A 26,846-nucleotide genomic window follows, 5' to 3' on the forward strand; every position below is an offset into this window, starting at 1 on the left:
TGTCGCATTCCATGCAGCAAAATCGTCTCGACGCGCACAGCCTTCCTTCGGACGCAACCTCGGCCCCCGTCTTCGCGATCGAACCGCATGCAACGCCGATCCCGCTCGACGAGCGCAGTGCGATGTTGGTCGATCCCGGCTTCGGCCGTGTCTTTACCGATCACATGGTCACTATCCGCTACAATGAGCGCGACGGCTGGCACGATGCCAAGATCGTCGCGCGCGCGCCGTTCCAGATGGATAGCGCATCGGCGGTGCTGCACTATGCGCAGGAGATTTTCGAGGGGATGAAGGCGTATCGCTTGCCTGACGGTGGCGCAGCGCTGTTCCGCCCGTTCGAGAACGCCGCTCGCTTTCGCCGCTCGGCCGAGCGGATGGCGATGATCCCGTTGCCCGAGGCGCTGTTCGTCGAATCGGTCCGCGCGCTGGTCCGCCAGGAAGCTGGCTGGATCCCCGAGATCGACGGCGGCGCGCTATACCTGCGGCCGTTCATGATCGCGAGCGAGGTGTTCCTCGGCGTGAAGCCATCGACCGAATATCTCTACGCCGTGATCGCTTCGTCGGTCGGTGCCTATTTCAAGGGCGGCGCGCCGGCGGTCACGCTGTGGGTGACGCAGGACTATACGCGCGCTGCACCCGGCGGAACTGGCGCGGCGAAGTGCGGCGGCAATTATGCGTCGAGCCTGATCGCACAGGCCGAGGCGACGCGGCACGGCTGCGACCAAGTGCTGTTCCTCGACGCGATCGAGCGGCGCTGGATCGAGGAACTGGGGGGGATGAACATCTTCTTCGTGTTCGACGACGGCAGCATCGCGACGCCGCCGCTGACCGGTACGATCCTACCCGGCATCACGCGCGATTCGCTGATGATCCTTGCGCGCGATATGGGGCTGGACGTGCGCGAGGCGCCGTATGCGATCGAGCAGTGCCGCGCGGATGCCGGGAGTGGACGGCTGGTCGAGGCGTTTGCTTGCGGTACCGCGGCGGTCGTTACGCCGATCGGCACGATGAAAATGCGCGACGGCGATTTCCGGATCGGCAGCGGTGGCCCGGGCCAAACCACGGTGCGTTTGCGTCAGGCGCTGATCGATCTGCAGCGCGGCACCGCGCCCGATCCGCACAATTGGCTCGAGCGCGTGCTGTGACGTGCGAATCCGGGCTTTCCAAGCTCGGATTCACCGCCTAAAGCACCGCCCTCCCGGATTGGGGCGTCGCCAAGTGGTAAGGCAGCGGCTTTTGATGCCGCCATTCGCAGGTTCGAACCCTGCCGCCCCAGCCAATTACCTGTTACAGATACGGGGAACGGCAGAAAACCGTGGTTCCAGTCAGCAAAACGCTCGGCTGGGCCGGCACTGCACCAAGACGCTGTATCAGGGAACCGTTGCAGAGCCCCTATGCCGTTGCCAACCAACGCCTAGCGTCGCCGTGCCGACCCTTGGTGGCCTCGGACGCCAGGGTCGCGCTCCTGACGCCCAGATAACCGCTGCTGTTCCGTAGCTCGGCAGTCGGCAACGTTGCCGCCCGCTGTCTTTCGCCGCCTACCGTACGAACCGATCGTGGCGCGGCTTCGTAGGACTCTCACAGGCCAGTGCATCGACCTGGCGACCACCCGATTACACCACGCGGATCCACGCTCCTACTCGCGCCGAGACTGAACCGCATTCGCTTCGTCATGTCGCAAATGGCGCCCGTGTCATCTGGCCCCATCCGCGGTGTTTGCGGAGGTGATCCCAGCAGCCGTGAAGGCGCCACAGGTTACTGATCTGGCGATACCCGAAATTCTCGATGAACGCCGCGCCAAGCAATTGGAGCGAAGCGGAGCGGTCGCTGAAGCGCCGAATTTCGACCTCCTCGAGCGCAATTGCCGCCGCGCTCAGCAGGAAACCAAACGCGGATACGACGGCGAACAGCGCGAAGAAGATGCTCCAGGAAATCGCCCCCAGTACCGCGAGAACAAAGGCTGCGAGATAACCGGCGACCTCCAATGCGGGGCTGAGCACGTCGATCAATGCCATCGAGCCCAGGCCGAGCCACCCAGCATTTCCGTAGCGCGGGTTTATGATCATCTGACGGTGCAGGCTGATCGTTTCCAGCGCGCCACGTTGCCACCGACGCCGTTGCGTACTCAAATCCCGAAGCCGTGTCGGCGCTTGCGTCCAGCACACCGGCTCCGGCACGAAGCGAATGAGCGCCGGCCGTTTTTCGTCTCGCCCAATCCGGTGAAGCCGGACGATGAGTTCGGCATCCTCGCCGACGGTGTCGGTGCGGTAGCCACCGGCTGCCAGCACGCGTTCGCGGTCGAACACTCCGAACGCTCCCGAAACGATCATCAGAGCACCAAGCCTGCTCCAGGCATAGCGCGCGATGAGGAAGGCGCGCAGATATTCGACCGTCTGGATCAGGGGAAGAAGCTGCCTCGGCAATTCGGCATGCAGCACGTGTCCCTTGCGCATCGGACAGCCGTTGCCGACGCGGACGGTTCCCGCCACGGCTACGGTCCGGCTGTCGTCCAGAAACGGACGGACCGCGCGTAACAGAGCGTCGGGCTCCAGCACGGAATCGACATCGATCGCACAAAATAATTTGCTGGTGGCAATAGAGATGCCAGCATTGAGCGCATCCCCTTTGCCGCCGTTTGCTTTGTCGATGACGGTAAGACCATAGACGTCGGAGACGAAGACAGCGCGGATCAGGGGGTGCGTCGGCACCTGGTCGACACGGCGATGAAGATCGAACGCGTCGAGCAACACTTCCAGCGTGGCGTCGGTCGAGCCGTCATTGACGACGATCACGTCATAATCGCGATAGTGCTGGCGCAGCAGCGCCCGGACCGAGTCAACCACGGTCTCCACCTCGTTAAAAGCCGGCGCGATGATCGACACGGTGGGCAGATCGGCATCCTGCTTGCGCGCGAGCCGAGTCGAATCGCGCTCACTGGTCCGCTCGAAAAAGCCGGTCGCTGCCACGAGCAGCAGGAAGGCGTACAGCGCGGCGTGAACCATCCCGCTGATCAAAACGGCCCAGGCGACGCACTCCGCCCAAAAGATCAGGCTTGGCTCGGTCATGATGGCGCTCCTTGGCGATCCGGGGCGTTCCGCTGCGCGTCGCCCATCCAGCGCGTGAAAATTTGTTCGAGGCGTTTGCGATCAGGTCCGTCGATAACGTCACCCAGGTCGCGCGCGGCGTTAATCCATCCCAGACGCTCCTTCTGGGACGGCCGCGGTGGAAGGGTGCCCGCGTCGGTGAGCCCACCGATCAACAAGGCTATCCGGACGGCGGCGACATCGGCGGCGTTTCGGCGTCGGGCGTCGCCAATGCGGCGGCCGATGATCGAGACCGTAACGAACACGAGGCCGAGCAGAATCAGGAAACCTGCCCAGTTCCAGAGTACCGAGCTCACGATCATGGTATCTCTCCCTATCAAAATGCTTGTGTGATGCCGATCGAGACCGTCACTCGGTCCGGACCGATTGCGCGATTTTCACCAGCGAGTGTCAGTCGGAAACTGCGGCGTCGGGCACCGGAGACGATCAGGCCGAGCGCTGCGCTCCGTACGATTTCCGTTCGGCCGCGTTCGGTTTCCGGTGCGATGCCGAGCCACGCGCGGGCGGCCAGGCGGCGGTTGAGGTCGAACCCGGCCTGGCCGCGGGCACCGAAGCGCCACCGCGCGTCGGGCGCGTCCACGGCGATCGCGTCGATCCCGATAAAGGCATTGCGCGACGCAAAATATCGCATCGCGCCGGGCATCAGCGTGATGACCGTTCCCTGCCCGTAGCGCGCGATCCCCGCGCCGAACCGTAGCAAGTCGGTGTGCGCAGCGGTACGACTGACGCGTTGTGAGAGCCCGGCATCGACCCGCCAGTCTGGCAAGAACCGGTTACCGGTGCCGATCGCAAAGCCACCATACAGGTCGAGCGCATCGTCGATCCGGTGCTCATGGCGCGCGCCGATCAGATATTCGCTCCGGCCGAAGCGGCGCGCGCGCTGAATCTGCGCCGCAGTGACAGTTTCGGGGCCGACCCGCCCGAGCGAGATCGCGAAGTCAGACCACTGAGTGTCGCGCCCGGGGAGGATCGATACGCCCGCGTCGAGATCGGCCTGCCACGACGCGGGCTCTCGCGCGGCTGCGGGGGTCGCGCCCGCGGCCATCAGGACAGCCGCGAGCAAAAGACCGTGATCAGGCTGCCGCCGCATGACGCGTGTCCAGGCTGAGGAACACTTGCCTGAGCAGGTTCTCCAAGTTCACCGGCTTGGAAAGGCAGGCAGCCAGACCTGCCCGGGCGATCCTGACTCGATCGCGGATCGCGCCCGGCTGGAACAGCATGATCTTGGGCAATTGTCCGAAGCCGCGTGTGTTGAGCGCGTCCAGCCACTCCATCGAGGTCATGTCGGCGAGCCGCGCGTCCGCGATGACCAGATCGGGGCGCGTCCATTGCAGCGCGCGCAGGCACGACTCACCGTCGGGTGTCATGACGATGGTATGCCCGTGCGCACTGAGCCGTTGGCACAGCACAGTGCTCACCAACGGGTCATTTTCAGAAATATGAATCAGGCTCATGGCAAATCCCCTCTGAAAAGCATTCCCCACACCGCGGGTTGGCGCGGTGTGGGGAACCGCATTATTTGACGTTGATGCTCACGCTGTTGCCGATTGCAGCGGCGGTGACTGCGGCCGAGGTCGTGGTGGCGAGCGAGGCACCGATCTTTGCTATCTGCCCGGCGTTGTTCCACTGGTTGGCCGAGCTGCCGACATTGCCCGCGAGCCCGCTGTTCAAGCTGTTGAGCGAGTACGAATTGCCGATCGCCGCAGCGGTCCCGGTGGAGGTGACCGCGTTGCTGACGGTGCCCGCCAGATCCGCAATGACCGTGCCGGAGTTGCGCTGTGCAGCCGCGATGACGCTGCCGCCGGGCATCTCGACCGAAAGCGAGTTGCCGAGCGCAGCGGCGGTCGACGTGGCGCTCGTTACCGCATTCGCCACGGTGACCAGCGTTGCCGTCTGCGCACCGCTATTGTTTTGGTCGATCGACAGATCCAGCACCGATGCGGGCGACGTGAAGGACGCCGAGTTGCCGATCGAGGCTGCAGTCTGGGTGGCGGTGGTCACGGTGTTCAGCGCGCTGTTCAGCGTGCTGGTGCCGGTGCCGGTATTGCCCTGGGTCACATCGGCAACGGCGCGGGCCGCTGCGTTCATCGAGTAGCTGTTGCCGATCGACGCTGCGGTGGCGGTGAGCGTCGTCGTCGTGGCGGCGAGGACGTTTGCGGTCGAGGCCTGGTTTGCCGCGTTGATCTGCCCGTTGACATAATCGACGTTGCGCGCGGTCGACCCGATCAGCGATTTGAACGAGCTCACCAGGCTGGGACCGCCGACGGTGTTCAGGGCGTCGAGGATCGACGGATTGAGCAACTGGGTATTGCCACCCGACGTCGCGCCCTTGAGCAGGTCGAGATAGACGCCGACCAGCGACGGACCACCGACATTGGCAATCGCGTTCAGCACCGACTGGTTGCCGAGCGCCTGACCGGTCGACAGGTCGACATTGACGTTCAGCAGACCCGGCGTGGGGACCGGCAGGCTCGGCGTAGGAGTTGGGGTTGGGGTCGGCAGGGTGACCTGCGCCATTGCCGGCGTCGCCGCGAGAAAGGCAAGGCAAGCCGATGCAAGCAAATTGAACTTCGTCATTTCTTCTCTCCTGTTGAAACACCTTGTTGTGGGCGAGACCCGGCGATGTACGACACCGTCGGGACGTTAGAGGGGCACTCGGGCGCATTGGCCCCGCGCTGCCCCGCGATCAGGTCGATCACCGCTTTTTCGATGATCGCCCGGATTGCTCCGTGCACCGGCTCCTGGCGGCGCCTTCCGACGCCGAGATCCAGGGTTGTGTTGCCGATAAATTTAAAAATGCCGGCGCGCAGTTCGCGGCCGCGGATCTGCTTTTGCAGGCTGATGACCTTGATCACCCGCAGGCTGCGCGCATCGATCAAGCGAAGATCGACGCCGACCGACATGACGTAGGAGCGTGCGCCACCACCGACCGGTCCGATCGAAATTTCGGCCACATCGCTCTGGATGTTGAAATCGAGCTCGGTGATCCCGCCGAGGACGATCATGTCCGCTTCGGCGATCGACCCGGAATAGATCCGGCGATAGGCGTCGGTCGGCTTGCCATCGGGCCCGAGCAACTTGCTATTGGCGTAATCGAGCTCCTGCCGCGCGATCCGCAGGTCGAGGCGCTCGGCGAGCGGGAATCCGGCCTTGGAGATGGCCGACATGACCATCAGCGCCGCACCCTGCGGGGCGACGGTGCCGTTCAGCCCGTCGAGCCGCCCGGTATAATCCGCCACCTCGCCCACGGCGATCCGCGGACGGACCGAATTGGCAGAGGTCGCGGCCAGGCACCGCAGCAGCGGCGAATAGGCGGTGTCATCATCGATGACCTGCGCGCCGCTGAGCGGGGTGACATACCGCGGGGGCGGGGGCGCCATCGTCGTGCACGCGCCAAGCGCGGAGGCGGTTGCAAGAAGGGCGACGGCCTGAAGCCGTTTGACAGCGATGTTCATGACATCATTGCCCCAGCGCAGAGGGGCTGACGCCGACGATTGCCTGCTGTCGCCCGCTATTTTGCTGTCGCGCCTGGACGACGACGGTGTTGTTGCTGCCGTAGACCGTGACGTTGATCATATTGGCGATGGCAGTCGCGCGGTCTGCGGCGGGGCCGGCGTTTCGCGCGGCCAGGTTGAACGCTTGACCGCGATCGGACGCCGAGCCCGTGATGACGACGCGGTTGAAATTGGCGTCGCGTTGGAACTCCATCGGCGTATTGGGCATGCGGTCGCTGACCACGCCCGCTGCGGCAACTTGCAAAATCAACAGACTAATCATCCCACCCTCGCATCGTTTCGATCTGCTGGGGCCATGATGCGCAAAGGCCGGGCCATGGACTATTGGCCAGGTGGTCATGATCGATGACGCAAAAGATCAGTAAGGAGTGACGTTTTGGTCAGCGATACTGACCATATGGAGAGGGTATGCTTCGATTATGAAAAAAGGAGCCAGCAGATACTGCTGGCTCCTTTCCGAGGCCTCTCTTCTGCGCGCCGGGAGGGGGGACAGTGGCGCGCTGAAACTGTATATAACACGGTCGATCGCTTCGCCTACCTGACCAGATGGCCAGATTGAATCGACCCGACGGGTAGGAGATGCTGTTCGGATGGATATATACATGATGAAGGGCGCTTTGTTCGTCCATATGGTCGAATTCGCGCAGCGCGAACTGGGCGAAACCACAGTCGAGCGAGAGATGCTCCGGCTCAACCTGGAATCTGGTGCTGCCTACACGTCGGTCGGAATGTATCCGTTCTCCGAGTTCGAACGGCTGCATCACGCGTTTGCGGAGGCGATGCAGATTACGGCCGACGATTTCAGCCGCCGGTTCGGGTGTCGAACATTACCCTTGCTCGTCGCCGGTCACGCCATCCCGCCGGATATGCATCCGTTCGATTTCCTCGAAAAAGTCCATGGCGTGATTCACCAGGACGTCCGCAAGCTCTACAAAGATTCCAATCCTCCGAGCGTGCAGGTGGTCGAACGCCAAGGCGAGCAACGGCTCGTGCTGCGCTATGAGTCGCAGCGCCCGATGGCAGCATTTTGCGGAGGGATGCTGGAAGCTACGATGGACACGTTCGGATGTGGCGATATTTACCGAATCGAGCGTATTGATGCCGAACCCCGCACGGAACGGTTCGCGGAGTTTGTCGTCGATCTCGTAACATAGGTCCGCGGTCATGTCCGACAGTGCTGATTTACTGAAGCTTCAATTGAGGCGAGAAATTGCCGCGCGTAAAATCGCAGAACATTTGCTCGAACAAAAATCGACCGAACTCGAAGCGTCGAACCACGAACTGCTTGCCCAGATCGCGCAAGTCAGCCGCCTGTCGGTAGCGATCGATACTGCCGGCGAAGGCATAGCGATGACCGATCGCAACGGCGTTTATACCTATATGAACACGGCGCACGCGCAGATGTTCGGATTCGACCGTCCGCAGGATTTGATCGGACAGTCATGGGCGTGCTTGTATGATAATGATGCCCTGGCTCACTTCGACCAGGAAGTGATGCCGCAATTCGCGCGAGATGGTCGATGGAACGGCGAGGTGACCGGTCGAAGCGTCGATGGAACGCTCGTCTTTCAGGATCTCATCCTCACGCAATTGGAGGATGGCGGCATCCTGTGTTCTACCCGAGACATCGGCCAACGCAGGATCCGTGAGAAGGAAACCGCCGATCTCCGCCGCAGGGTCATCGAAGCCGACCGCGCTGCAGCCTTGGATCAATTGGTCGAGACGGTCACCCACGACTTTTCCAATTTCTTGGGCGCGATCGATGCGGCGGCGACGCTGCTCGAGAAGCAATGCAACCAGCCCGAGCCGCATCGCTTGTTGATGTCAGTCTTCGATGCCTTGCGTCAGGCGCGATCGGTGCTCAATCAGCTGCTACCCAATTATGCCGCGCCCGCCGAAAAGGTTTGCGACGTGACCGATCTGGTGCCGCGGCTATGCGAAGTCATGACGCCGTTGCTGGATATCGCGCAGACATCGTATTGCAAGGTTCCCGAGGCGCCGCTGTTCGTTGCCGCCGACCCAACCCTCTTCGCGCGTTCGATGACCAACATTTTCAAAAATGCAATCGAGGCGATGACCGTGAGCGGATCGGTCTTGCGAATCGAGGTGCAGAGCTTGTCTGGATATGTGCCCCCGACGCTCCCGTTCGATCCCGCTGCCCGACTTATCTATGGCAGCGATATCGACGAAACGATGGCTCGCATCATCGTTCATGACGAGGGCGAAGGTATGCCACAAACCGTGCTCGATCACGCGCTCGAACGGTTCGTGTCGACCAAATGTGGCGGGCGACGGCGCGGGATCGGGCTGACGTCGGTCAAAGACCTGGTCGAGACGACTGGCGGCCGCGTGGCGATCTTCAGTGCGGCGGGTGTCGGTAGCGTCTTTGTCCTGGATCTGCCCGCGCACGGTGTCGAACATGGTCGGGCGGATGGTGACGAGGCGACACGCCTGGCTGAGGACACGGTTGGCAATGTTCTGCTGGTCGATGACGATCCGATCGCACTCGGCCGCCTAGAGGTCTTGTTTCAAGCGCGGGGGTGGGGAGTCGTCAGCTTTTCCAGCCCGGGCGAGGCGTTGGACTTTCTGGTAAGAGTACCGAATTTTGTGCAGCTGCTCGTTACTGACCGATCGATGCCGACCATGAGCGGCGACCAACTTGCTCAACGGGTCAAGGCAGTCTGCCCGGATCTGCCGATCGTGCTCTGTTCCAACGCGTTGGGATCGGCTATTTCGGCTGACATTGACGCAACGCTCGCCAAGCCGCCAAGTGACGGACGTTTACAAGCGATATTGGTGAGGCTTAACCTCACCCGGTAGTAGGGGAGGGCGCGATGCGATTTCTGATCGCTGACGATCATGAACTGGTGCTCGATGCCGTTGCATCGATGCTGCAGGCGCATTGGCCCGAAGCGCAGGTCGTAAGCGCGACGAACGCGCCCGACGTGAAGACGAGGCTTGTCAGCGAGAGCCCATTCGACCTGGTGTTGCTCGATCTGCACATGCCCGGGGTGAATGGCCTCGTCGATATTGGGAAGTTGATGCACGGAAACCCAAGCCGCTACGCGATCTTGTCGGGTTTCGTCGGCCAGCGTGAGGCCGTGCAATTGATGAATGATGGTGCGTCAGGCATCATTCCCAAGGCGATGCCGGCCGAATCGATGATAGCCGCTGTCCAGTTGATGCTCTCTGGCCAACGCTTCGCGCCTGCCGACATGCCCGCTTCGACGCATGCGGAAACGAATTTGACCGATCGCGAGATGGACGTCTTGCGGCGGCTGCACGAGGGTGAAGCGAATAAGGAGATCGCCAGGGCGCTCGGGATACAGGAGACAACGGTCAAACTGCATCTGCGTTCGCTCGCGCTGAAGCTCGATGCCCGAAACCGGACCGAAATCGTCATCAAATCTCTGAAGTCCGGCGTTTTGTGATCATTCGAGATCGGCCCTCTCGCGATCGCTTGCTCTCGAGCTCTGTGTAATGGCTCGCTCGAGCGCGGACTCGCAAACGTCTGTTCGGGAGCGACGGCTCGGATGAGCTGCGAAGGATGTGGCGAGGGGCGATCCTCGTCAGGCATTGCAGCATTGTCCCAGACCTTGCCGGATCGCCTCATCGAGCGGGTCATGCCGTTGTCGGCCGTCAGTCGCTGGACCTGCGCGCAGGTGTAGCAGCTGCCCGGTCGCAGTGCAGCAGCAGCGCTACGGGCTCGCCCGTTTTGCCTCATAAGCCGTTATAGGCGCGAAACCAGTCGACGAAGCGCGGGATGCCGTCCTTGATCGAGGTCGCCGGGCGAAACCCCACGTCGCGTTCGATCGCGCTGATATCGGCGAAGGTCGCCGGCACGTCGCCGGGCTGCATCGGCTGATAGTCGCGAATCGCCGCGATGCCGCAGGCCTGCTCGATCGTCGTGATCAGATCCTCGAGCCGCTCGGCCTGGCTGTTGCCGATATTGTAGCGCGCATGCGGTACGAAGCTGCCGCCGGGCTTTTCGAGGCCGTCATCGGCCGGCGGGCGATCGAGCGTGCCGACCACACCCTGGACGATGTCGTCGATGAAGGTGAAGTCGCGCATCATGTCGCCGCCGTTGAACACCTTGATCGGCTCGTGCTTGAGGATCGCGTCGGTGAACAGCCACGCCGCCATGTCGGGCCGCCCCCACGGACCATAGACGGTGAAGAAGCGAAGACCCGTCTGCGGCAGGCGGTAGAGATGGGCGTAGGTCTCGCTCATCAACTCGTCGGCGCGCTTGGTGGCGGCGTAGAGCGAGACGGGGTGATCGACGCGGTCCTCGAGGCGGAAGGGGACCGACGTGTTGGCGCCGTACACCGAGGAGGAGGAGGCGTAGACCATGTGCACGCCCGGCCGCGCGCGCGCGATCTCGAGCATGTTGAGATGCCCCGCGACATTGGCGCGGATGTATTTGCGCGGATGCGTCAGCGAATAGCGCACCCCCGCCTGCGCCGCTAGGTGGACGATCCCGGTAATCTCATGCCCGGCGAGCGCCGCTTCGAGCGCGTCTTCGTCGGCGATGTCGACGTCGTGAAACGCGAAGCGCGCGTCGCCCTCTGCCTCGCGCACCCAGGCGAGACGATCGTGCTTGAGATCGACGCTGTAATAGGGCTCGAAATTGTCGATCCCGATCACGTCGCGGCCATCCTGCAACAGCCGCCGTGCGACGTGCGCGCCGATAAAGCCGGCCGCGCCGGTCACCACTACCGTCATCCCGATCCCCTTATCCCGCCAAGCGGCTCCGCCCTACACGGCGCGACACACCGCGGATATCCCCGCACGCAGCCGCTGGCATATCGCCGTTGCGCGCGGGCGTCTCCCGCGGCACTCTGGCGTGCCTGAATTTCAACGAAGGCACGCTTCATGACGACGGTGTACGGCATCCCTAATTGCGACACGGTAAAGAAGGCGCGCATTTGGCTCACCGAGCAGGGCGTCGCCTACGATTTCCACGATTATAAGAAGGCCGGCGTCCCCGAGGCCGAGCTGCGGGGGTGGGTCGATCGGCTCGGCTGGGAAACACTGCTCAACCGGGCGGGGACGACCTTTCGCAAGCTGCCCGACGCCGACAAGACCGATCTCGACGCTAAAAAGGCGATCGCGCTGATGCTTGCCAACCCCTCGACGATCAAACGCCCGGTGCTCGTGCAGGGCGAGACGCTGCTGGCAGGCTTCAAGCCCGATACCTATCTATCGGCTGTAACCGCCTAGGAGAGACCGCCATGCCGACTGCACGCTGGAACGACACCGTCATCGCCCAGTCCGACGATACCGTCGTCGTCGAAGGCAATCACTATTTCCCCGCCGACAGCATCGTCGCCGAATATTTCGAGGACAGCGCGACGCATTCGCATTGCCCGTGGAAGGGCGAGGCGAGCTACAAGACGATCGTCGTAGACGGCAAGCGCAACGCCGATGCCGCCTGGTACTACCCCGACCCCAAGCCCAAGGCGGCCGAAATCAAGGACCGCTTCGCCTTCTGGAAGGGCGTCGCGGTAAAGTAAGACGACGCCGCGCCGGCGCCCGATGCGGGGCGCTGGCGTCGCATCGCGCGAGGCGCTATTCGCGTTGGCCATGTCCACGACCTTCACGATCGACACCGCGACCAGTCGCGCCAATCCAACCCCGGCGCCGATGAAGCGCCTCACCGTTCCGGCGATCCGCGCCCGCAAGGCGGACGGGCAGGGCGGCGGCGAGCCGCTGGTGATGCTCACCGCCTATACGGTCCGCACCGCGCAGTTGCTCGATCCGCATTGCGATATGCTGCTCGTCGGCGACAGCCTCGGCCAAGTGATCTACGGCCTCCCCTCAACCATTCCCGTCACGCTCGAGATGATGGCCGCGCATGGCGCGGCGGTGGTGCGTGGGAGCTATCACAGCGTCGTCGTCATCGACATGCCGTTCGGCAGCTATGAGGCGAGCCCCGAAAAGGCGTTCGAGAGCGCGGCGTGGTTGCTCAAGCAGACCGGCGCCGCCGCGGTGAAGCTCGAAGGCGGCACGGCGATGGCGCCGACCGTCGCCTTCCTGTCCGAGCGCGGCATCCCGGTGATGGGGCATGTCGGGCTCACGCCGCAGGCGGTCAACGCGCTCGGCGGCTATGGCGCGCGCGGCCGTAGTGCTGCCGAGGCCGCCAAGATCGTCGCCGATGCCAAAGCGGTGGCGGAAGCCGGCGCCTTTGCGGTGGTGATCGAAGGCGTGGTCGAGCCGATTGCGATCCAGATCACGCGCAGCATTGCCTGCCCGACGATCGGCATCGGTGCTTCGGCCCAGTGCGACGGGCAAGTGCTCGTCACCGAGGACATGCTCGGCATGTTCGAACGCACCGCGCGCTTCGTGAAGAAGTTCGACGATCTGTCGGGTCGTATTTCCGCCGCGGTAGACCAGTACGCCACCGACGTGCGATCGCGGGCCTTCCCCGGCGTGGAGCAGATCTACGCCCCGAAGGACTAGCGTCCGCACCCGTTTTTTGAACGCTTTTGTTTGGCGGGCGGCGCGGCTAAGGTCCGTGCCTTCCTGCCCTGATCCGATGGAGTTCCCCCTTGGCCCTGCCGCCGAATACCGATGCCGCATTCCTGCGCGAAGTCGACGAGGAACTGCGCCGCGATCAGATGGCGAAGGCGGCGCGGCGTTACGGCGTCGCGGCGATCGCGGTGATCGTGCTCGCGCTCGTCGGTTTTGCCGGCTGGCTGCTGTGGCAGTCGCACGAACAAAGTGTCGCTGCCGATGAAGGCGCGGCGCTCTCCAAGGCGTATGACGATCTCAACGCCGCCAAGCCCGATGCGGCGCAGGGCGAACTGACCGCGCTCGCCCAGTCGCGCGGCGAGGGCTATCGCGCGCTCGCGCTGATGAGCCAGGGCGACGCGCTGCTGCAGAAGAAGGATTTGCGCGGTGCCGCCGCCAAGTTCGGCGCGGTCGCCAGCGACACGTCGATCGGCCAGCCGTTCCGCGACCTCGCGCTCGTCCGCCAGACCACCGCCGAGTTCGATACGGTGAAGCCCGACGTCGTCGTCGCGCGGCTGCGCGGCATCGCTGTCAAGGGCAATCCGTGGTTCGGCAGCGCGGGCGAGCTCGTCGCGATCTCGTATCTGCGGATGGGCCGGCGCGATCTGGCGGGGACGCTCTACGGACAGATTGCGCAAAACCCCGATATGCCCGAAACGATCCGGCAACGTGCGGTTCAGATGGCGGGTATATTGGGCGTCGACGCTGTGGCCGGGTCTAAGGAACAAAAATCGCAATGAAGATGACCAACCGCTATCTCCTGATCGCCGTCTCCGCCGTTGCGCTGAGCAGCTGCGCCGCGTTCAAGGGCAAGAAGAAGACCCCGGTGCTCGGTCAGCGGATCGCGATCCTCGCCAGCGAGAACGACGTCGTTGCCGACAAGACGATCGCCGGCGTCGAAGTGCTGGTGCCGCCCGCCACGGCGAACGAATCCTGGGCGCAGCCGGGCGGCAACCCGTCGAAGGCGCTTGGCCAGGTTGCCCTCGGCACCAATCTTTCGCGCGTCTGGACCGCCGCGATCGACGGCGGCAGCAACCGCCAGCGGCTCGGTGCGGCGCCCGTCGTCGCCGGTGGGCGGCTTTATACGATCGACGTCGATGCGACGATCCACGCTTTCTCCGCGACCACGGGCGCGAAGGTCTGGGCGACCGACATCGCCAAGACCGAGAAGGCCAAGGCCGACAAGAAGGCGCGCGGCGCGCGCTTCGGTGGCGGCGTGAGCTTCGATGAGGGCAAGGTGTTCGCGACCGACGGCCTCGGCGACGTCGTCGCGCTCGAGGCGGCGACGGGCAAGGTGCTGTGGCGCGTCAAGCCGGGCTCGCCGCTGCGCGGGGCTCCGACCGTCGCCAATGGCCAGGTCTATGTGCTGAGCCAGGACAATCAGCTGTTCGCGCTGTCGCAGGCCGATGGCACGGTGGTGTGGAACCAGTCGGGTTCGGTCGAGACGCAGGGCGTGTTCGGCGTCGCGGCGCCTGCGGTCAGCCAGGGGACGGTCGTCGCCGGCTTCTCCTCGGGTGAGCTCAACGCCTATCGCTACGAAAACGGCCGCACGCTGTGGCAGGACGCGCTGTCGCGCTCGACGATCTCGACCTCGGTCTCGTCGCTTGCCGACGTCGATGCCGATCCGGTGATCGACCGCGGGATCGTCTATGCGGTCGGGCAGGGCGGTCGCATGGTCGCGATCGAGATCGATTCGGGCCAGCGGCTGTGGGAGCAGAATTTCGCAGGCATCTCGACCCCGTGGGTCGCGGGTGAGTGGGTGTTCATCGTCACCGACGATGCTCGGCTCGTTTGCCTCGCGCGTGCGACGGGCAAAGTACGGTGGATCAGCCAGCTGCGCCATTACATGAGCGAGAAGACCAAGAAGGACGGCACCCTCAAGGAAGGCAAGAAGGCCAACCCGGTGACGTGGTTCGGCCCGGTGCTGGCGGGTGGGCGTCTGGTGCTGACCAATTCGGCGGGGCAGATCGTCTCGGCCTCGGTCGACAGCGGCAAGGTCGGTACGGTGATCGAGAACAAGACGCCGTTCACGCTGCCGCCGATCGTGTCGAATTCGACGCTCTATGTGCTCGATCAAAAAGGCCGCGTCGCAGCCTATCGCTGACCTGTTACCCGGTAGTACCGGGCGGGGGTGACGAAACGTTGCGCGTGCCGTAAGGAGCGCGCATGTCCAAAACCCCCGTGGTCGCGATTATCGGCCGGCCGAACGTCGGCAAATCGACGCTATTCAATCGCCTTGTCGGCAAGAAGCTCGCTCTGGTCGACGATCGCCCCGGCGTGACGCGCGATCGCCGTGAGGGCGATGCGACGCTTGTCGGTTTGAATTTCCGTATCATCGACACCGCCGGCTACGAGGACGAGGACGCCGCGTCCTTGCCCGGCCGGATGCGCCAGCAGACCGAGGCGGCCGTCGCGCAGGCCGACGTCGCATTGTTCATGTTCGATTCGCGCGTCGGGCTGGTGCCGCTCGACGAAGAGATTGCGCGCTGGCTGCGCGGCTCGAAGACCCCGGTGATCCTCGTCGCCAACAAGGCCGAGGGCAAGGCGGGGGCCGACGGCATCCTCGAATCGCTGTCGCTTGGCTTTGGCGATCCGGTCGAACTGTCGGCCGAGCATGGCGAGGGGCTGGTCGAACTGTTCGACGCATTGCTCCCCTATATCGAGCCCGAGAAGAACGCCGCTGGCGAAGACATCCCGCACGGCCTCGACGAAGACGAGGAATATGCCCCCGACGCGCCGCTCAAGCTGGCGATCATCGGCCGGCCTAACGCGGGCAAGTCGACGCTGATCAACCAGATCCTCGGCGAGCAGCGCCTCATCACTGGCCCCGAGGCGGGCATTACGCGCGATTCGATCGCGGTCGACTGGATCTGGCACGATCCCGAGCGCGAACATGGCGAGGATGCGCGCAAGGTCAGGCTGATCGATACCGCGGGAATGCGCAAGCGTGCCAATGTCCAGGACAAGCTCGAAAAGCTGTCGGTCGCCGACGCGCTCCACGCGATCGACTTCGCCGAAGTCGTCGTGCTGCTGCTCGACGCGACGCGCGGGCTCGAATCGCAGGATCTGCGGATCGCCGACGCCGCGCTGCAGGAAGGCCGCGCGCTGATCGTCGCGATCAACAAATGGGATATCGCCGAGAACGGCTCGAGCCTGTTCAACGGCATTCGCGGCGCGCTCGAGGAAGGGCTCAGCCAGATCAAGGGCATGCCAGTGCTGACCGTGTCGGGCGCGACCGGCAAGGGCATCGACACGTTGCTCAAGGTCGCGTTCGAGACGCGCGACACTTGGTCGCACCGCGTCGGTACCGGCGAGCTCAACCGCTGGTTCGAGAAGGCGGTCGAAGCCAACCCGCCGCCCGCACCCGGCGGCAAGCGGATCAAGCTGCGCTACATGACGCAGGCCAAGACGCGGCCGCCAGGCTTCGTGCTCTTCGGCACGCGAGTCGATCAATTGCCGATGAGCTATCAGCGGTATCTGATCAACGGTATCCGGCGCGACCTGGGCTTTGGGGCCGTTCCGGTCCGGCTAACCTTGCGGGCGCCGAAGAACCCATTCGATCGCTAATCGAACGGGCAAGTCTTTATCCACACTATTGATTGAACCATTATTCTGCGCTCAATTTTGGTGTTTCCTGCTCGATATCAACCACTCGTTTACTTCAACTGCCTAATATTACGGTAGTGGAGCGGTAGGTCCGTGGGAGGTTGCAGTGGCGGTCGAAGAGAAGGATTTGGTCGACTGGACCGCATTCGCGCGTGCGCGTGCCGAACTGGGCGCCGGGTTCGTACGGATCCTCGGCTATTTTCGCGAAGACGGCGTCAAGTCGGTCGCCGCGATCGAAGCCGCGATGCGCGCTGGCAGCGCCGCCGGGATGGTGATCCCGGCGCATACGCTTAAAGGCGAGGCGCTGCAGTTCGGGGCAGGGCCACTGGGTGCTGTGGCAGAGCGGATCGAGACGATCGCGCGCGATTGCGTCGAGAGCCGCGATACGCCCGAGGAAGCGCTCAGCGACATCGTCGCGCTGCGCCCGCTGTTCGATGCGACGCTGGCGATGCTCGAGCGCGAGTCGAACCCGCTGGTGGCACGCCGCCCAGCCTTTGGGCGTCGCGCGGTCTGACGGCGCGGCTCAGCGCAGGCGTTCGATTGCCTGCGCCAGCGCCACGTACAATTTGCCCATGTCCGACGACAGCAGCGTCACGCCGAGCGGCGAGCCGTCGCGCTGCGACAGGATTGCGCGCAGCATCGCTTCGAAATCATGGATGTAGCGATTGACCTGGTCGCGGAAGGCCGGGTCCTCGTCATGCAGCCGTGCGATCTCGCGCGCTTCGCCGGCATCGATCAGCCGCACCGCGCGACGCGTGAAGACGCCGCGATCGCCCTTGAGATAGGCTGACCAGGCGCTGTCCGAGACATCGGTCGAAAACGCCTTGGCGATGTCGATCGAGGCCGAGTTGAGCGATTCGATCAGCAACGAGACGCGGCGCGTCAGCGTATCCTGATCGGCCTTGTCGCGCTCCTGCCGCGCCTCGACCAGCCGGGTCTCGACGATGGCGGTCGATGCGGCGATCGCCGCCATCTGGTGCGTCAGGCGCTCGGCGACGCGTTCGGCAGCGTCGGCTGCGACGTTGGCCGCGTCGCCGATGCTGGCGATCTTGCGATCGAGCGCGCTGGCGGTCGCGCGTTCAATCGCCGCGGTGCTTTGTTCCTCGAGCGCAGCCGCTGCTGCAGGGATGACATTAGCGAGCGTATCGCGCGCGCGGTCGGCAGCGGCGCTGGCGGAATCGCGCACGCGCAACAGCGCCTCGACCAGTCGCGGCGCGGCCTCTTCGGCGAAGCGGTGCGTGCGATCGATCGTGTCGTCGACCATCTGGCCGAGCGCATCGGCGCGAAGCTTGCCGTCGCTGAGCGTGTCGAGCAGCGTCCCCGCCAGCTTCTCGACGGTGTCGCGCTGCGTGGCGATGACGTGGGCGATCGCCTCGATCGCGTCGTGCGTGCTTTCGGCGGCGGTGACGAGCGCCAGCAGTTCGGGCTTGGCCAACGCGACGATACGCCGGCTCTCGGCGGTGCGCGCGTCGAGCCGGGTCAGCGCGTCGGGCAGCGTCTCGTCGATCTCGCGCGCGGCGGCATCGAGCGCGAGCAGCAAGCGCTCGGTCGTCGCAATGGCGTTGGTCGCCATCGTGTCGCCGCTCCGGAGCGCTTCGGTCATCGCATCGGCCGATCCGCCGAGCGCGCTGATCGAGGCTGCCAGCGCTTGCGCGCGGACGACGCCTTGCGTGTTGAGCTGGTCGAACTGCGTGCTGACATGCGCAATGCCCTGATCGATATCGCGCACGATCCCGTGGCTGAGCTCGCGCTGCTCGCCGAGCCGCGCGACGACTTGTTCGATCAAATGCTCGATGTCGATAATGCGCGCGGCAAGACCCTCGGCGCTGTCATGCGCCGCGCGATCGAGCGCCGCCTGGTTCGTGCCGAGCATCGCCAGCATCGCGTCGCCTTGGGCGGCAATGCCCTTGCGCGCTTCGTCGACCGCGTCGGCGGTGCGGCCGAGCAGCGCGTCGACCGCATGTGACATGTCGCCGGTGACCTGTTCGAGCCGCGCGCCCGCGGTCTCGCTTGTGGCCTCCATCCGGGTGATATGCGCCGCGAGCTTTTGCGCGGCGCCGTTCGCGACGGCATCGGCCTCGCGCCCGCGCTCGGCGAGCGCGGTGAGCTGCGCGTCGAGCGCCGCTGCATGTTCGCTCGCGGTGACGCCGGTAGTCTTGAGCAAATGCGCGAGCGCATCGGTCTCGCCATGCGCGCGCGGCAGGAGCGCGAGCAGCACTTCGAGCCGCGTATGCGCCTGGTCGGCGGCGGTCGCGAGAGTTGCGGCATGCGCATCGGCGTGCGCGACTTGCGCGGCGAGCCCCGAGCCGACGCTCGCGAGCCGCGCGGCGGCACCATCGCCGAGCGCCAACAGCGCGGTGGTTTGCTCGGCGAGGTTGGCGCGGTGCGTGTCGATGCTGCGGCCGAGCACTGCGACGGTCCGCTCGAGGCTTGCGGCCTCGGCGCGCATCGCGCGTGCGGTCATGCCGAAGCGCTTTGCCTCGGCACGGCTCGAGCGCATCGCGAGCTGGAAGACGATCCCGATCAAGGCGGGTGGCACGCACAGGCTGGCGACGAAGCTGGCAAGCGCCGGGGGCGTCAACGTGGGCAAGCTCGTCCACGACAAGGCGACCATGCCGCCGACCCAACCGACCGACGCAGCGGTGCCGAGCAAAGCTGGCCAAGGAAACGGACGGCGCCCGGATTCGTCTTCGATCGTGTCTTCGATCACGTCATCAATTACGTGGGTCAGCTCGATCGGTTCCTCATAGGGGCGTGTCAGGGGTAGGGGTTCGGCCGCAGCGACGCCGTCGCGCGCTTCGGCCGAGAGCGCGGCGCCGTTTGGCCGCAAGTCGATGATCCGCGAACCCCCGTTCATCCCCCATGTTTACCACGATTATGCCGCGCGCAAAGCGAATAGCGAAACCTTGGCTTAACCGGTCGTTCGGTATGCGAGGGGCATGGCCTATGATCCCGGTGCAATCGATGCGACGTTGGCGGCAGCCGTGGGCGACGAGCCCGCGCTGATCGCCGAGTTGCGCGCAGCCTTTCTCGAGAGCGTTCAGCACGGGCTCGACGTGCTCGAAGCCGCACGCGGTGACGTGGCGTGGCGCGAGGCAGCCTTCCGGCTGCGCGGGTTGGCCGCGAGTTTCGGTGCGGTGCGGCTGATGGCGATAGCGACCGAGGCGGCCGAGGCGGAAGCGCACGATGCCGCACTGCTCCGCCGGCTGCGGCGCGCGGTCGAGCGCCTCTAAGCATTTCTCGGGCTTTGCCTTAATCGCGCTAAGGCCTTAACAGCCCTGCGATGCTGGCAGGACTGATTTTTGCGACCGAAGATGCCGATGACCGGATGGGTGTGCTCGCCGCGACGCTGCCGTTCGGCGGATTGACGCTGATCGAGTTCCAGGCGCGCTTGCTCGCGGCGGCCGGGGCAACGCAGATCATCCTGATCGTTGCGCGGATGACCCCCGAATTGCTTGGTGCGATCAGCCGGATCGGGCGCCGCGGCGTCTCGGTCGATGCGGTGCGCACCGCGGCCGAGGCGCTCGAGAAGCTCCACCCGCTCGCGCGCGTGCTCGTCGTAGCGGACGGCGTGGTGACGACGGGCGACGTCGTCCAGGCGATCGCGCTGATGCCGCACGATACCCTGCTTGTCACCAACGAAGGCGATCCGCATTACGAACGCGTCGGCGCGGACACCGCGTGGGCGGGCCTGGCGTTGCTCGACGGCAAGCGCGTCGCCGAGGTGGCCGCAATGCCGCGCGACTATGATTTTCAGTCGACGCTGTTGCGCGTCGCGGCGCAGGGCGGCGCCGATCACGTCCATCTCGACTCGCATATGGCGGTCAACCACAGCATCGAGCGGAGCGCACAGGCGCTGGCGCGGCGCGGCAACGGGATGGTCGCCGCGCTCGTCGCCAAGCCGTTGCGCTGGGCGGACCGCTATCTGCTTGCGCCGCTCGTGCGATTCGCGCTCCCGCCGCTGATGGCGCGCACCGTGCCGACGCTCGGGCTGATCGCGGCGAGCGGCGCCGTGGCGATTGGCGGGTTCTTCACGATCCTTTCGGGGCATCCGGCGATCGGCATGGGCATCACCTGCCTCGCGATTGTGCTCGCGACGGTAGCTTCGGCGATCGCGTGGGTGCGCGATGAGAGCGGGCTCGCGCAGTTCGCCGACCATGCCAAGCCGGGCATGGCTGCACTTGCGGCGCTGCTGGTCGGCTATGGCGCCGCGCGACCGGCCGGACTGATTCTCGCGGTCGCGTTGGTGATTGCGGCGGCGTTGCTCGAGCGGGCCGCCGATCCGGCGTTGCAGCGGCGCTGGTGGGCGAGCCCTGCGGCCTATCCCGCGGTGCTGTTCGTCGTGCTGCTGCTTGGCCAACCGCTGCTCGCGCTGGCTGCGGCGGGGCTTTATGCTGCCGGGACGCTTGCCGCTGCCATTGAGGGGTTTCGTCAAAAGCCTTAGCTTGGCTTTAACGACAACCCCCTAGATGCTTGACGCATGTCGATCGAACGTCGCGACATCGATGACGGCGCCCAAGCGGGTGCCATGGCGCTGCTTGCCCGGGCAGCGGCGGCGGATGGCCGTGCCGATTCGCGGCTGCGCGGCGCGATCGACGATTTCTATCTTTCCGATCATGCCCGGCTCGACGACCGGATGCGCCTGGCGATGGGGCGCGTGCTCGATGATCTTGCGCTTGGCGTGGAAGCCGCGCTGCGGGGCCATGCCGCGCGCCTGCTCGCGGCGCGCGCGGTGCCGCACCTGGCCGATGCGCTCGGTCGCCAATCGCCTGCGACGCGCGATCGCTTGATCGGCTCGGGGCTGATGCGCGATCCCGATCTGATGCGCGAACTGTTCGGGCGTGTGCGGCAGGATCTGCTCGCCGACGCTTTGCCGAGCGAAGCGCCCGAGGATCCCGATCGTGCAAGCTTGTTGCCGCGGCTCGTCGGCGCGGCCGACGGCGTCGTCGCGGCGGGCGCGATGGCTCTGCTCTCGGCGGAAAGTCGGCGGCGCATCCCGCTGCCGCCCGGCCAGCCCTTGTCGACCGAATTGCCTGCGGAATTGCATCACCGCTTGGTCTGGTGGGTCGCGGCGGTACTGCGCGAACGCTTTGGAGATGGCGCGCCCGATGCCCTGGCACAGCTCGATCGTGCGCTGTCCGAGGCTGCGTTGCGCAGCATCGCCGCGCATGACGAGGGCGAGCGGCTCGAAGCGGTCGCGCTGCGGCTTGCCGCCGCGCTCGATCCGCAGGCGGACGAATTCGCCGGGCTGCTGGTCGAAGCGCTCGCCGACCGCCGGCTCGCTTTGTTCATCGCCTTGCTCGCGCATGCGATGGGGATCGATTACGACGACGCGCGCGAGATCGTGCTCGATCCGGGCGCCGACCGCTTGTGGCTGTTGCTGCGCGCGCTCGAGCTCGACCGCCAATCGATTGCGCGAATCGGGCTGGCGTTGAGCGAGGCCGATCCGGCGCGCGATATCGATCGCTTCGCCGATGGACTTGATGCCATCGCCGCGATCGATCCGGTGCTCGCGCGACAGGCGCTCGCGCCGCTGCTGCTCCACCGCGATTACCGCGCCGCGCTGGTTGCGCTAGGGCGCGGACGATGAACGTGAACGAACCGATGCTGCCGCCGGTGCGCGGGCTGATCGACCGCGATGGGGGGCTGGTCGAGGCCGACCAGCGGCTGTACGATCTGAACGCACGCGCGGGCGGGGCGATCGGGCTTCCGCTCGCAGTGCCGCAGATCGCGACGCTCGTGCATCTGGCGCAGCGGCTCGGCATCCTCGTCTCGCGCGGGATCGTCGCGGCGGACGGCGACGAAGACCTCGAACTCTGGGTGCGCGCGCAGCCCGAGACCGGGCCGAGCAAGGCGCCCGACGGCGTGCGGCTGACGATCACCGGCTGGCGTGTGCGCGCGCCGTGGTATCCCGGCGACATCGCCAATGACCGCGCCAGCGATTTCCTGCGCAGCGAAGCCGACTGGCTGTGGGAAACCGACAGCGCGCTGCGGCTGACCTTCCTGTCGATCACCGCTGGGCCCCGCTACGGCTTCGATGCGGCCGCGATGCTTGGCCAGCCGCTGACGCGGCTGTTCATTCTCGGCGAGAGCGATGGCGGTGCGTTCCCGATCCTCGGCGGGCTCGCCTTGCAGCAGCGCTTCGACGATCAACCCGCGCGGATCCGCGATTCGGCACGCGCGGTGCGCTTGTCGGCGACGCCGCGGACCGACGCGAGCGGGGCGTTTGCCGGGTTCGTCGGCGCGGTCGAGATGCTCGACGATGCGCCGGTGGCAGAACCTACGCCTAGCACCGACGCGACGATCAGCGCGTTTGCCGAGCGGCTCGATCAAGCGCTGCGGCTGCCGCTCGACCGGATCATTGCCAATGCCGACAGCATTCACGACCAGTCCGAAGGGCCGCTGCGCCAGGATTATGCCGATTATGCTGCCGACATCGCGAGTGCGGGGCGGCATCTGCGCGGGCTGGTCGACGATCTGGTCGACCTCCAGGCGATCGAGCGACCCGATTTCGCGGTGCTGCACGAGTTCGTCGATCTGGCCGACGTTGCGCGTCGGGCCGCTGGCTTGCTGCAAGTCCGCGCGAGCGAGGCGCGTGTGCGAATCGATCGGCCCGGGTTTGGCGAGACGCTTGCGGCAACGGGTGAATTCCGCCGTGCGCTCCAAATTCTCGTCAATCTGATCGGCAATGCGGTGCGCTATTCGCCGACCGACGGGATGGTGTGGGTCCGCGCCGAGCGTGAGGGTGGCATCGCCGCGGTGATCGTTGCCGACCAGGGCAAGGGTATCGCGCTCGACGACCAGGCGCGCATTTTCGAGAAGTTCGAGCGCGTCGATCCGCGCGAAGCCGGCGGCAGCGGGCTCGGCCTCTATATCGCGCGGCGGCTGGCGCGGGCGATGGGGGGCGATGTCACGGTCGATTCAGCGCCGGGGCAGGGCGCCCGCTTCGTGTTTACGCTGCCGGCGGCGTAGCGCGGGACTGTCACCCCGGCCTCGTGCCGGGGTCTACCGTGCCGAGCGTTCTACGCGGGCAGTACGCGTATCCGAGTGGGCCCCGGCCCGAGGCCGGGGTGACGATAGGGGAGGCGCCTCAGCGACGCGCCCACCAGATCAAACCAGCGCCCGCGAGCGCGACAATCGCGCCATACAGCACCCAGCTGCTTTGTTTGAGCATGAAGCTCGAGGCCGGCCACATGATGAGCCCGGCCCCCTGGCCTGCGAACAGCAGGCCGAACGCAAGGATCAAGACGCCCGCCATCAGGACGAGCGCCTTGACCCCGCTCACGTGCGGTCAGCCAGCGGCACGAAGTCGCGCTGCGTTGGACCCGTGTAGAGCTGGCGCGGACGGCCGATCTTCTGCTCGGGATCCGAGATCATCTCGTTCCACTGCGCGACCCAGCCGACGGTGCGGGCAAGCGCGAACAAGGCCGTGAACATCGTCGTCGGGAAGCCGATCGCCGAGAGGATCACGCCCGAATAGAAATCGACGTTCGGGAACAGCTTCTTCTCGATGAAGTATGGATCGCTCAGCGCCATTTCCTCGAGCGCGATCGCGACGTCGAACACCGGATCGGTCACGCCGAGCTCGCCGAGCACTTCGCGAACGGTCTGCTGCATCACGGTCGCGCGCGGATCGTAGTTCTTATAGACGCGGTGACCGAAGCCCATCAGGCGGAACGGATCGTTCTTGTCCTTGGCGCGCGCGATATATTCGGGAATGCGGTCGACAGTGCCGATCTCGCGCAGCATGTTGAGCGCCGCTTCATTGGCGCCGCCATGCGCCGGGCCCCACAGGCAAGCGATGCCGGCCGCGATGCACGCGAACGGATTGGCGCCCGACGAGCCGGCAAGCCGGACGGTCGAGGTCGACGCGTTCTGCTCGTGATCGGCATGGAGAATGAAGATGCGGTCCATTGCCTTTTCGACGACGGGGTTCACGACATACTCTTCGGCCGGAACGCCGAAGGTCATCTGCAGGAAGTTGCCGGTGTAGCTGAGATTGTTCTTCGGCGACATGAACGGCTGGCCGATCGAATATTTGTACGCCATCGCGGCGATCGTCGGCATCTTGGCGATGAGGCGATGGCTCGCGATCATGCGCTGCTGCGGATCGGTTATGTCGGCCGAATCCTGGTAGAAGGCCGAGAGCGCGCCGACGACGCCGCACATGATCGCCATCGGATGCGCATCACGACGGAAGCCGCGATAGAAGGTCGCGAGCTGCTCGTGCAACATCGTGTGGCGGCTGATCGTGTAGCTGAACTTGTCGAGCTCGTCCTTGGTCGGCAGCTCGCCGTTGAGGAGGAGATGGCAGACCTCCATGAAGGTCGACTTCTCGGCGAGCTGGCCGATCGGATAGCCGCGGTGGAGCAGCACGCCCTCGTCGCCGTCGATATAGGTGATCGCCGAGTCGCACGACGCAGTCGACGTGAAGCCCGGATCGTAGGTGAACATGCCCGTTTGCGCATAGAGCTTGCGGATATCGATCACATCGGGACCGACGCTGCCCGACAGGACCTTGAGATCGAGGTCCTTGCCTGCGGCGTTCAGCTTGACGGAGTCAGTCATCGTGGTCCTTTCGAAATCCTAAGCGGCCATCTGGTCGGCGATACGCCCCAGGCTCTCGTCGCGCCCGAGCAGATCGAGCACGTCGAAGATTCCGGGCGAGGTCTTGCGTCCGGTCAGTGCGGCGCGCAGCGGCTGCGCGACTTGACCCAACTTGACCCCTGCATCCTCGGCGACCTGCCGGACCGCAGCTTCGAGCGTCTCCGTATCCCAGCTTTCGGTCGCGTCAAGCGCGACGTGCAGTCGGGCGAGTAAAGCGCGTGCATCTGGGCTTAACAGCGCGGTCGCTTCGGCGTGCATTTCCACCGGTCGAACGTGGAAAAGGAACGCTGTTCCCGCCGCCAGCTCGTTGAGGTTGGCGGCGCGCGGCTTGAGCGATGCCATACTGCGACGAAGTATGTCTGCCTGAGCGTCCGTCGGTTCGAAGCCGAGCTGCGGCGTAATGAGCGCGGCAAGGCGCGCATCATCCGCCTGGCGGATATATTGACCGTTAAGGTTCTCGAGCTTCTTGAGATCGAACCGCGATGGTGATTTGCCGACGCCGTCAAGATCGAACCATTCGATTGCCTGGTCGCGGCTGATGAGTTCGTCATCGCCATGCCCCCAGCCGAGACGCAGCAGATAGTTATCGAGCGCCTCGGGCAGCACGCCCAGTTCATCGCGATAATATTCGACGCCGACCGCGCCGTGGCGTTTCGATAGCTTGGCACCGTCCGAGCCGTGGATCAGCGGGATGTGCGCATAGACCGGATCGGGCCAGCCACCCTCGATCGCGTGCATCGCGCGGATGATCGGTAATTGGCGGAAAGCGTTGTTGAGATGATCGTCGCCGCGAATCACGTGCGTCACGCCCATGTCGTGATCGTCGACCACCACCGCGAGCATATAGGTCGGCGTGCCGTCCGAGCGGAGCAGGACGAGATCGTCGAGCTCGGCATTCTGCACCGTGACCGATCCCTGGACCTTGTCCTCGATCGTCGTCGCGCCATCGAGCGGGGCCTTCAGCCGGACGACGAACGGGCGCGTCTCGGCGCTGGTGTCGGCGTCGCGATACGGGCTGCGCACGCGCAGCGGCTTCTTCGCGGCATCGGCCTCGGCGCGCATCGCGGCGAGTTCGTCCTGCGTCAGATAGCAGCGATAGGCATGGCCATGCTCAACCATCGTGTGCGCGACCTGCGCATGGCGGTCGGCGCGCTGCGATTGATAGACTTCGGTGCCGTCCCAATCGAGCTCGAGCCAGCGCAGCGAGGTGACGATCGCGTCGATCGCCGGCTGGGTCGAGCGCGCGCGATCGGTGTCCTCGATCCGCAGCAGGAACTCGCCGCCGTGATGCCGCGCGTACAGCCAGTTGAACAAGGCGGTGCGCGCCCCGCCAATGTGCAGAAATCCGGTCGGCGACGGCGCGAACCGCGTGACGACCTTGGTGTCGGATGCGCCGGCGGCGGGGGCCGCGGCGGGGTCAGATATTGCGCTCAATCGCGCATGCTCCCAGACTAGAGATTGGATGGCCGGATCAGCCTTGAGCGCCTCTAGCACGCACCTTCCT

General features: G+C 65.2%; 27 protein-coding genes and 1 tRNA gene. 16 read left to right on the forward strand and 12 right to left on the reverse strand.

Translation table 11 applies throughout. The features are described 5' to 3' along the window. Nucleotides 1–11 precede the first annotated feature (11 nt). Together IE187_RS14120 and IE187_RS14125 are read left to right on the forward strand one after the other, a co-directional pair. Nucleotides 12–1,145, forward strand: a complete 1,134-nt coding sequence (locus IE187_RS14120; protein ID WP_229839417.1) for a branched-chain amino acid aminotransferase — start codon at nucleotides 12–14, stop codon at nucleotides 1,143–1,145. Nucleotides 1,146–1,204: 59 nt separating this feature from the next. Beyond that, a tRNA-Gln gene (locus IE187_RS14125) sits at nucleotides 1,205–1,279 on the forward strand. Between the two features lie 391 nt (nucleotides 1,280–1,670). On the opposite strand, the gene IE187_RS14130 is transcribed toward IE187_RS14125, so the two are convergent. The 7 genes from IE187_RS14130 to IE187_RS14160 form a co-directional block, all read right to left on the reverse strand. After that, nucleotides 1,671–3,065 carry a glycosyltransferase family 2 protein gene (locus tag IE187_RS14130; protein WP_189676772.1) on the reverse strand — a complete coding sequence of 465 codons (1,395 nt, stop codon included), beginning with the start codon at nucleotides 3,063–3,065 and terminating at the stop codon, nucleotides 1,671–1,673. Then, nucleotides 3,062–3,406 carry a hypothetical protein gene (locus IE187_RS14135; RefSeq protein ID WP_189676773.1) on the reverse strand — a complete coding sequence of 115 codons (345 nt, stop codon included), beginning with the start codon at nucleotides 3,404–3,406 and terminating at the stop codon, nucleotides 3,062–3,064. The genes IE187_RS14130 and IE187_RS14135 overlap by 4 nt, the downstream gene beginning before the upstream one ends. Before the next feature lie 14 nt (nucleotides 3,407–3,420). Further along, nucleotides 3,421–4,194 (reverse strand): YaiO family outer membrane beta-barrel protein, encoded by a 774-nt coding sequence (locus IE187_RS14140; protein ID WP_133187159.1) that lies wholly within the window; start codon nucleotides 4,192–4,194, stop codon nucleotides 3,421–3,423. Further along, nucleotides 4,178–4,558, reverse strand: coding sequence for a response regulator (locus tag IE187_RS14145; protein ID WP_189676774.1), 381 nt, complete (start codon nucleotides 4,556–4,558; stop codon nucleotides 4,178–4,180). The genes IE187_RS14140 and IE187_RS14145 overlap by 17 nt, the downstream gene beginning before the upstream one ends. Nucleotides 4,559–4,619: 61 nt before the next feature. Continuing rightward, nucleotides 4,620–5,681 (reverse strand): hypothetical protein, encoded by a 1,062-nt coding sequence (locus tag IE187_RS14150; RefSeq protein ID WP_189676775.1) that lies wholly within the window; start codon nucleotides 5,679–5,681, stop codon nucleotides 4,620–4,622. Further along, complete coding sequence (locus tag IE187_RS14155; protein ID WP_189676776.1) at nucleotides 5,678–6,559, reverse strand: CsgG/HfaB family protein; 882 nt, start codon at nucleotides 6,557–6,559, stop codon at nucleotides 5,678–5,680. Before IE187_RS14155 ends, IE187_RS14150 begins: the two co-directional genes overlap by 4 nt. A 4-nt stretch (nucleotides 6,560–6,563) precedes the next feature. Next, entirely contained in the window at nucleotides 6,564–6,881 is a 318-nt protein-coding gene (locus IE187_RS14160; protein ID WP_165954445.1) for a hypothetical protein, read from the reverse strand. A gap of 340 nt (nucleotides 6,882–7,221) precedes the next feature. Between IE187_RS14160 and IE187_RS14165 the strand changes: the two genes are divergently transcribed. From IE187_RS14165 to IE187_RS14175, 3 genes are read left to right on the forward strand one after another with little or no spacing between them, the layout of a single operon-like run. Beyond that, nucleotides 7,222–7,773, forward strand: coding sequence for a heme NO-binding domain-containing protein (locus tag IE187_RS14165; RefSeq protein WP_165954446.1), 552 nt, complete (start codon nucleotides 7,222–7,224; stop codon nucleotides 7,771–7,773). Between the two features lie 10 nt (nucleotides 7,774–7,783). Beyond that, nucleotides 7,784–9,439 carry a PAS domain-containing sensor histidine kinase gene (locus tag IE187_RS14170; protein ID WP_189676777.1) on the forward strand — a complete coding sequence of 552 codons (1,656 nt, stop codon included), beginning with the start codon at nucleotides 7,784–7,786 and terminating at the stop codon, nucleotides 9,437–9,439. Between the two features lie 14 nt (nucleotides 9,440–9,453). After that, nucleotides 9,454–10,050 (forward strand): response regulator transcription factor, encoded by a 597-nt coding sequence (locus IE187_RS14175; RefSeq protein WP_133187173.1) that lies wholly within the window; start codon nucleotides 9,454–9,456, stop codon nucleotides 10,048–10,050. A 289-nt stretch (nucleotides 10,051–10,339) separates the two neighbouring features. Here IE187_RS14175 and IE187_RS14180 read toward each other — a convergent pair whose 3' ends face one another. Then, nucleotides 10,340–11,341, reverse strand: coding sequence for a GDP-mannose 4,6-dehydratase (locus tag IE187_RS14180; protein ID WP_189676778.1), 1,002 nt, complete (start codon nucleotides 11,339–11,341; stop codon nucleotides 10,340–10,342). Between the two features lie 150 nt (nucleotides 11,342–11,491). Here IE187_RS14180 and IE187_RS14185 point away from each other — a divergent pair, with 150 nt between their 5' ends. From IE187_RS14185 to IE187_RS14215, 7 genes are all read left to right on the forward strand, one after another. Then, nucleotides 11,492–11,839: an ArsC family reductase gene (locus IE187_RS14185; protein ID WP_189676779.1), complete on the forward strand. Its 348-nt coding sequence runs from the start codon at nucleotides 11,492–11,494 to the stop codon at nucleotides 11,837–11,839. Between the two features lie 11 nt (nucleotides 11,840–11,850). Further along, a complete protein-coding gene (locus tag IE187_RS14190; RefSeq protein ID WP_189676780.1) occupies nucleotides 11,851–12,132 on the forward strand; it encodes a DUF427 domain-containing protein in 282 nt (93 codons plus the stop codon). A 70-nt stretch (nucleotides 12,133–12,202) separates the two neighbouring features. Then, nucleotides 12,203–13,078: a 3-methyl-2-oxobutanoate hydroxymethyltransferase gene (panB, locus tag IE187_RS14195; RefSeq protein WP_133187181.1), complete on the forward strand. Its 876-nt coding sequence runs from the start codon at nucleotides 12,203–12,205 to the stop codon at nucleotides 13,076–13,078. An 89-nt stretch (nucleotides 13,079–13,167) separates the two neighbouring features. After that, nucleotides 13,168–13,869, forward strand: a complete 702-nt coding sequence (locus IE187_RS14200; RefSeq protein ID WP_189676781.1) for a tetratricopeptide repeat protein — start codon at nucleotides 13,168–13,170, stop codon at nucleotides 13,867–13,869. Then, nucleotides 13,866–15,233 carry a PQQ-binding-like beta-propeller repeat protein gene (locus tag IE187_RS14205; protein WP_189676782.1) on the forward strand — a complete coding sequence of 456 codons (1,368 nt, stop codon included), beginning with the start codon at nucleotides 13,866–13,868 and terminating at the stop codon, nucleotides 15,231–15,233. Before IE187_RS14200 ends, IE187_RS14205 begins: the two co-directional genes overlap by 4 nt. 62 nt (nucleotides 15,234–15,295) lie before the next feature. Continuing rightward, a complete protein-coding gene (gene der / locus IE187_RS14210) occupies nucleotides 15,296–16,696 on the forward strand; it encodes a ribosome biogenesis GTPase Der (RefSeq protein WP_189676783.1) in 1,401 nt (466 codons plus the stop codon). Nucleotides 16,697–16,841: 145 nt separating this feature from the next. Then, on the forward strand, nucleotides 16,842–17,249 hold the full coding sequence (locus tag IE187_RS14215) for an Hpt domain-containing protein (protein ID WP_189676784.1): 408 nt from the start codon (nucleotides 16,842–16,844) through the stop codon (nucleotides 17,247–17,249). 9 nt (nucleotides 17,250–17,258) lie between these two features. On the opposite strand, the gene IE187_RS14220 is transcribed toward IE187_RS14215, so the two are convergent. Further along, nucleotides 17,259–19,592 carry a coiled-coil domain-containing protein gene (locus IE187_RS14220; protein ID WP_189676785.1) on the reverse strand — a complete coding sequence of 778 codons (2,334 nt, stop codon included), beginning with the start codon at nucleotides 19,590–19,592 and terminating at the stop codon, nucleotides 17,259–17,261. Between the two features lie 82 nt (nucleotides 19,593–19,674). Here IE187_RS14220 and IE187_RS14225 point away from each other — a divergent pair, with 82 nt between their 5' ends. The 4 genes from IE187_RS14225 to IE187_RS14240 are packed head-to-tail and all read left to right on the forward strand — an operon-like array spanning nucleotide 19,675 to nucleotide 23,707. After that, a complete protein-coding gene (locus IE187_RS14225) occupies nucleotides 19,675–19,968 on the forward strand; it encodes an Hpt domain-containing protein (protein ID WP_189676786.1) in 294 nt (97 codons plus the stop codon). 50 nt (nucleotides 19,969–20,018) lie between these two features. Beyond that, nucleotides 20,019–21,179: a hypothetical protein gene (locus tag IE187_RS14230; RefSeq protein ID WP_189676787.1), complete on the forward strand. Its 1,161-nt coding sequence runs from the start codon at nucleotides 20,019–20,021 to the stop codon at nucleotides 21,177–21,179. Nucleotides 21,180–21,215: 36 nt separating this feature from the next. After that, nucleotides 21,216–22,325, forward strand: a complete 1,110-nt coding sequence (locus tag IE187_RS14235) for a DUF2336 domain-containing protein (protein ID WP_189676788.1) — start codon at nucleotides 21,216–21,218, stop codon at nucleotides 22,323–22,325. Then, a complete protein-coding gene (locus IE187_RS14240; RefSeq protein ID WP_189676789.1) occupies nucleotides 22,322–23,707 on the forward strand; it encodes a sensor histidine kinase in 1,386 nt (461 codons plus the stop codon). Before IE187_RS14235 ends, IE187_RS14240 begins: the two co-directional genes overlap by 4 nt. 118 nt (nucleotides 23,708–23,825) lie before the next feature. On the opposite strand, the gene IE187_RS14245 is transcribed toward IE187_RS14240, so the two are convergent. The 3 genes from IE187_RS14245 to gltX are packed head-to-tail and all read right to left on the reverse strand — an operon-like array spanning nucleotide 23,826 to nucleotide 26,776. Next, the gene (locus tag IE187_RS14245; RefSeq protein WP_189676790.1) at nucleotides 23,826–24,020 is read right to left on the reverse strand and encodes a hypothetical protein; all 195 of its coding nucleotides are present in this window, start codon (nucleotides 24,018–24,020) and stop codon (nucleotides 23,826–23,828) included. Beyond that, nucleotides 24,017–25,303 carry a citrate synthase gene (locus IE187_RS14250; RefSeq protein ID WP_189676791.1) on the reverse strand — a complete coding sequence of 429 codons (1,287 nt, stop codon included), beginning with the start codon at nucleotides 25,301–25,303 and terminating at the stop codon, nucleotides 24,017–24,019. The genes IE187_RS14245 and IE187_RS14250 overlap by 4 nt, the downstream gene beginning before the upstream one ends. A gap of 18 nt (nucleotides 25,304–25,321) precedes the next feature. Further along, complete coding sequence (gene gltX, locus IE187_RS14255) at nucleotides 25,322–26,776, reverse strand: glutamate--tRNA ligase (RefSeq protein ID WP_189676792.1); 1,455 nt, start codon at nucleotides 26,774–26,776, stop codon at nucleotides 25,322–25,324. Nucleotides 26,777–26,846: the final 70 nt, after the last annotated feature.

Origin of the sequence: Sphingomonas glacialis, from assembly GCF_014653575.1 — a bacterium.
GTDB lineage: Bacteria > Pseudomonadota > Alphaproteobacteria > Sphingomonadales > Sphingomonadaceae > Sphingomonas > Sphingomonas glacialis.

Bases quoted from the DNA above. Each gene is read 5' to 3' on its own strand.
- IE187_RS14120 (WP_229839417.1), top strand. From the start codon at position 12: ATGCAGCAAAATCGTCTCGACGCGCACAGCCTTCCTTCGGACGCAACC.
- IE187_RS14130 (WP_189676772.1), bottom strand. From the start codon at position 3,065: ATGACCGAGCCAAGCCTGATCTTTTGGGCGGAGTGCGTCGCCTGGGCC.
- IE187_RS14135 (WP_189676773.1), bottom strand. From the start codon at position 3,406: ATGATCGTGAGCTCGGTACTCTGGAACTGGGCAGGTTTCCTGATTCTG.
- IE187_RS14140 (WP_133187159.1), bottom strand. From the start codon at position 4,194: ATGCGGCGGCAGCCTGATCACGGTCTTTTGCTCGCGGCTGTCCTGATG.
- IE187_RS14145 (WP_189676774.1), bottom strand. From the start codon at position 4,558: ATGAGCCTGATTCATATTTCTGAAAATGACCCGTTGGTGAGCACTGTG.
- IE187_RS14150 (WP_189676775.1), bottom strand. From the start codon at position 5,681: ATGACGAAGTTCAATTTGCTTGCATCGGCTTGCCTTGCCTTTCTCGCG.
- IE187_RS14155 (WP_189676776.1), bottom strand. From the start codon at position 6,559: ATGAACATCGCTGTCAAACGGCTTCAGGCCGTCGCCCTTCTTGCAACC.
- IE187_RS14160 (WP_165954445.1), bottom strand. From the start codon at position 6,881: ATGATTAGTCTGTTGATTTTGCAAGTTGCCGCAGCGGGCGTGGTCAGC.
- IE187_RS14165 (WP_165954446.1), top strand. From the start codon at position 7,222: ATGATGAAGGGCGCTTTGTTCGTCCATATGGTCGAATTCGCGCAGCGC.
- IE187_RS14170 (WP_189676777.1), top strand. From the start codon at position 7,784: ATGTCCGACAGTGCTGATTTACTGAAGCTTCAATTGAGGCGAGAAATT.
- IE187_RS14175 (WP_133187173.1), top strand. From the start codon at position 9,454: ATGCGATTTCTGATCGCTGACGATCATGAACTGGTGCTCGATGCCGTT.
- IE187_RS14180 (WP_189676778.1), bottom strand. From the start codon at position 11,341: ATGACGGTAGTGGTGACCGGCGCGGCCGGCTTTATCGGCGCGCACGTC.
- IE187_RS14185 (WP_189676779.1), top strand. From the start codon at position 11,492: ATGACGACGGTGTACGGCATCCCTAATTGCGACACGGTAAAGAAGGCG.
- IE187_RS14190 (WP_189676780.1), top strand. From the start codon at position 11,851: ATGCCGACTGCACGCTGGAACGACACCGTCATCGCCCAGTCCGACGAT.
- panB (WP_133187181.1), top strand. From the start codon at position 12,203: ATGTCCACGACCTTCACGATCGACACCGCGACCAGTCGCGCCAATCCA.
- IE187_RS14205 (WP_189676782.1), top strand. From the start codon at position 13,866: ATGAAGATGACCAACCGCTATCTCCTGATCGCCGTCTCCGCCGTTGCG.
- der (WP_189676783.1), top strand. From the start codon at position 15,296: ATGTCCAAAACCCCCGTGGTCGCGATTATCGGCCGGCCGAACGTCGGC.
- IE187_RS14220 (WP_189676785.1), bottom strand. From the start codon at position 19,592: ATGAACGGGGGTTCGCGGATCATCGACTTGCGGCCAAACGGCGCCGCG.
- IE187_RS14225 (WP_189676786.1), top strand. From the start codon at position 19,675: ATGGCCTATGATCCCGGTGCAATCGATGCGACGTTGGCGGCAGCCGTG.
- IE187_RS14230 (WP_189676787.1), top strand. From the start codon at position 20,019: ATGCTGGCAGGACTGATTTTTGCGACCGAAGATGCCGATGACCGGATG.
- IE187_RS14235 (WP_189676788.1), top strand. From the start codon at position 21,216: ATGTCGATCGAACGTCGCGACATCGATGACGGCGCCCAAGCGGGTGCC.
- IE187_RS14240 (WP_189676789.1), top strand. From the start codon at position 22,322: ATGAACGTGAACGAACCGATGCTGCCGCCGGTGCGCGGGCTGATCGAC.
- IE187_RS14250 (WP_189676791.1), bottom strand. From the start codon at position 25,303: ATGACTGACTCCGTCAAGCTGAACGCCGCAGGCAAGGACCTCGATCTC.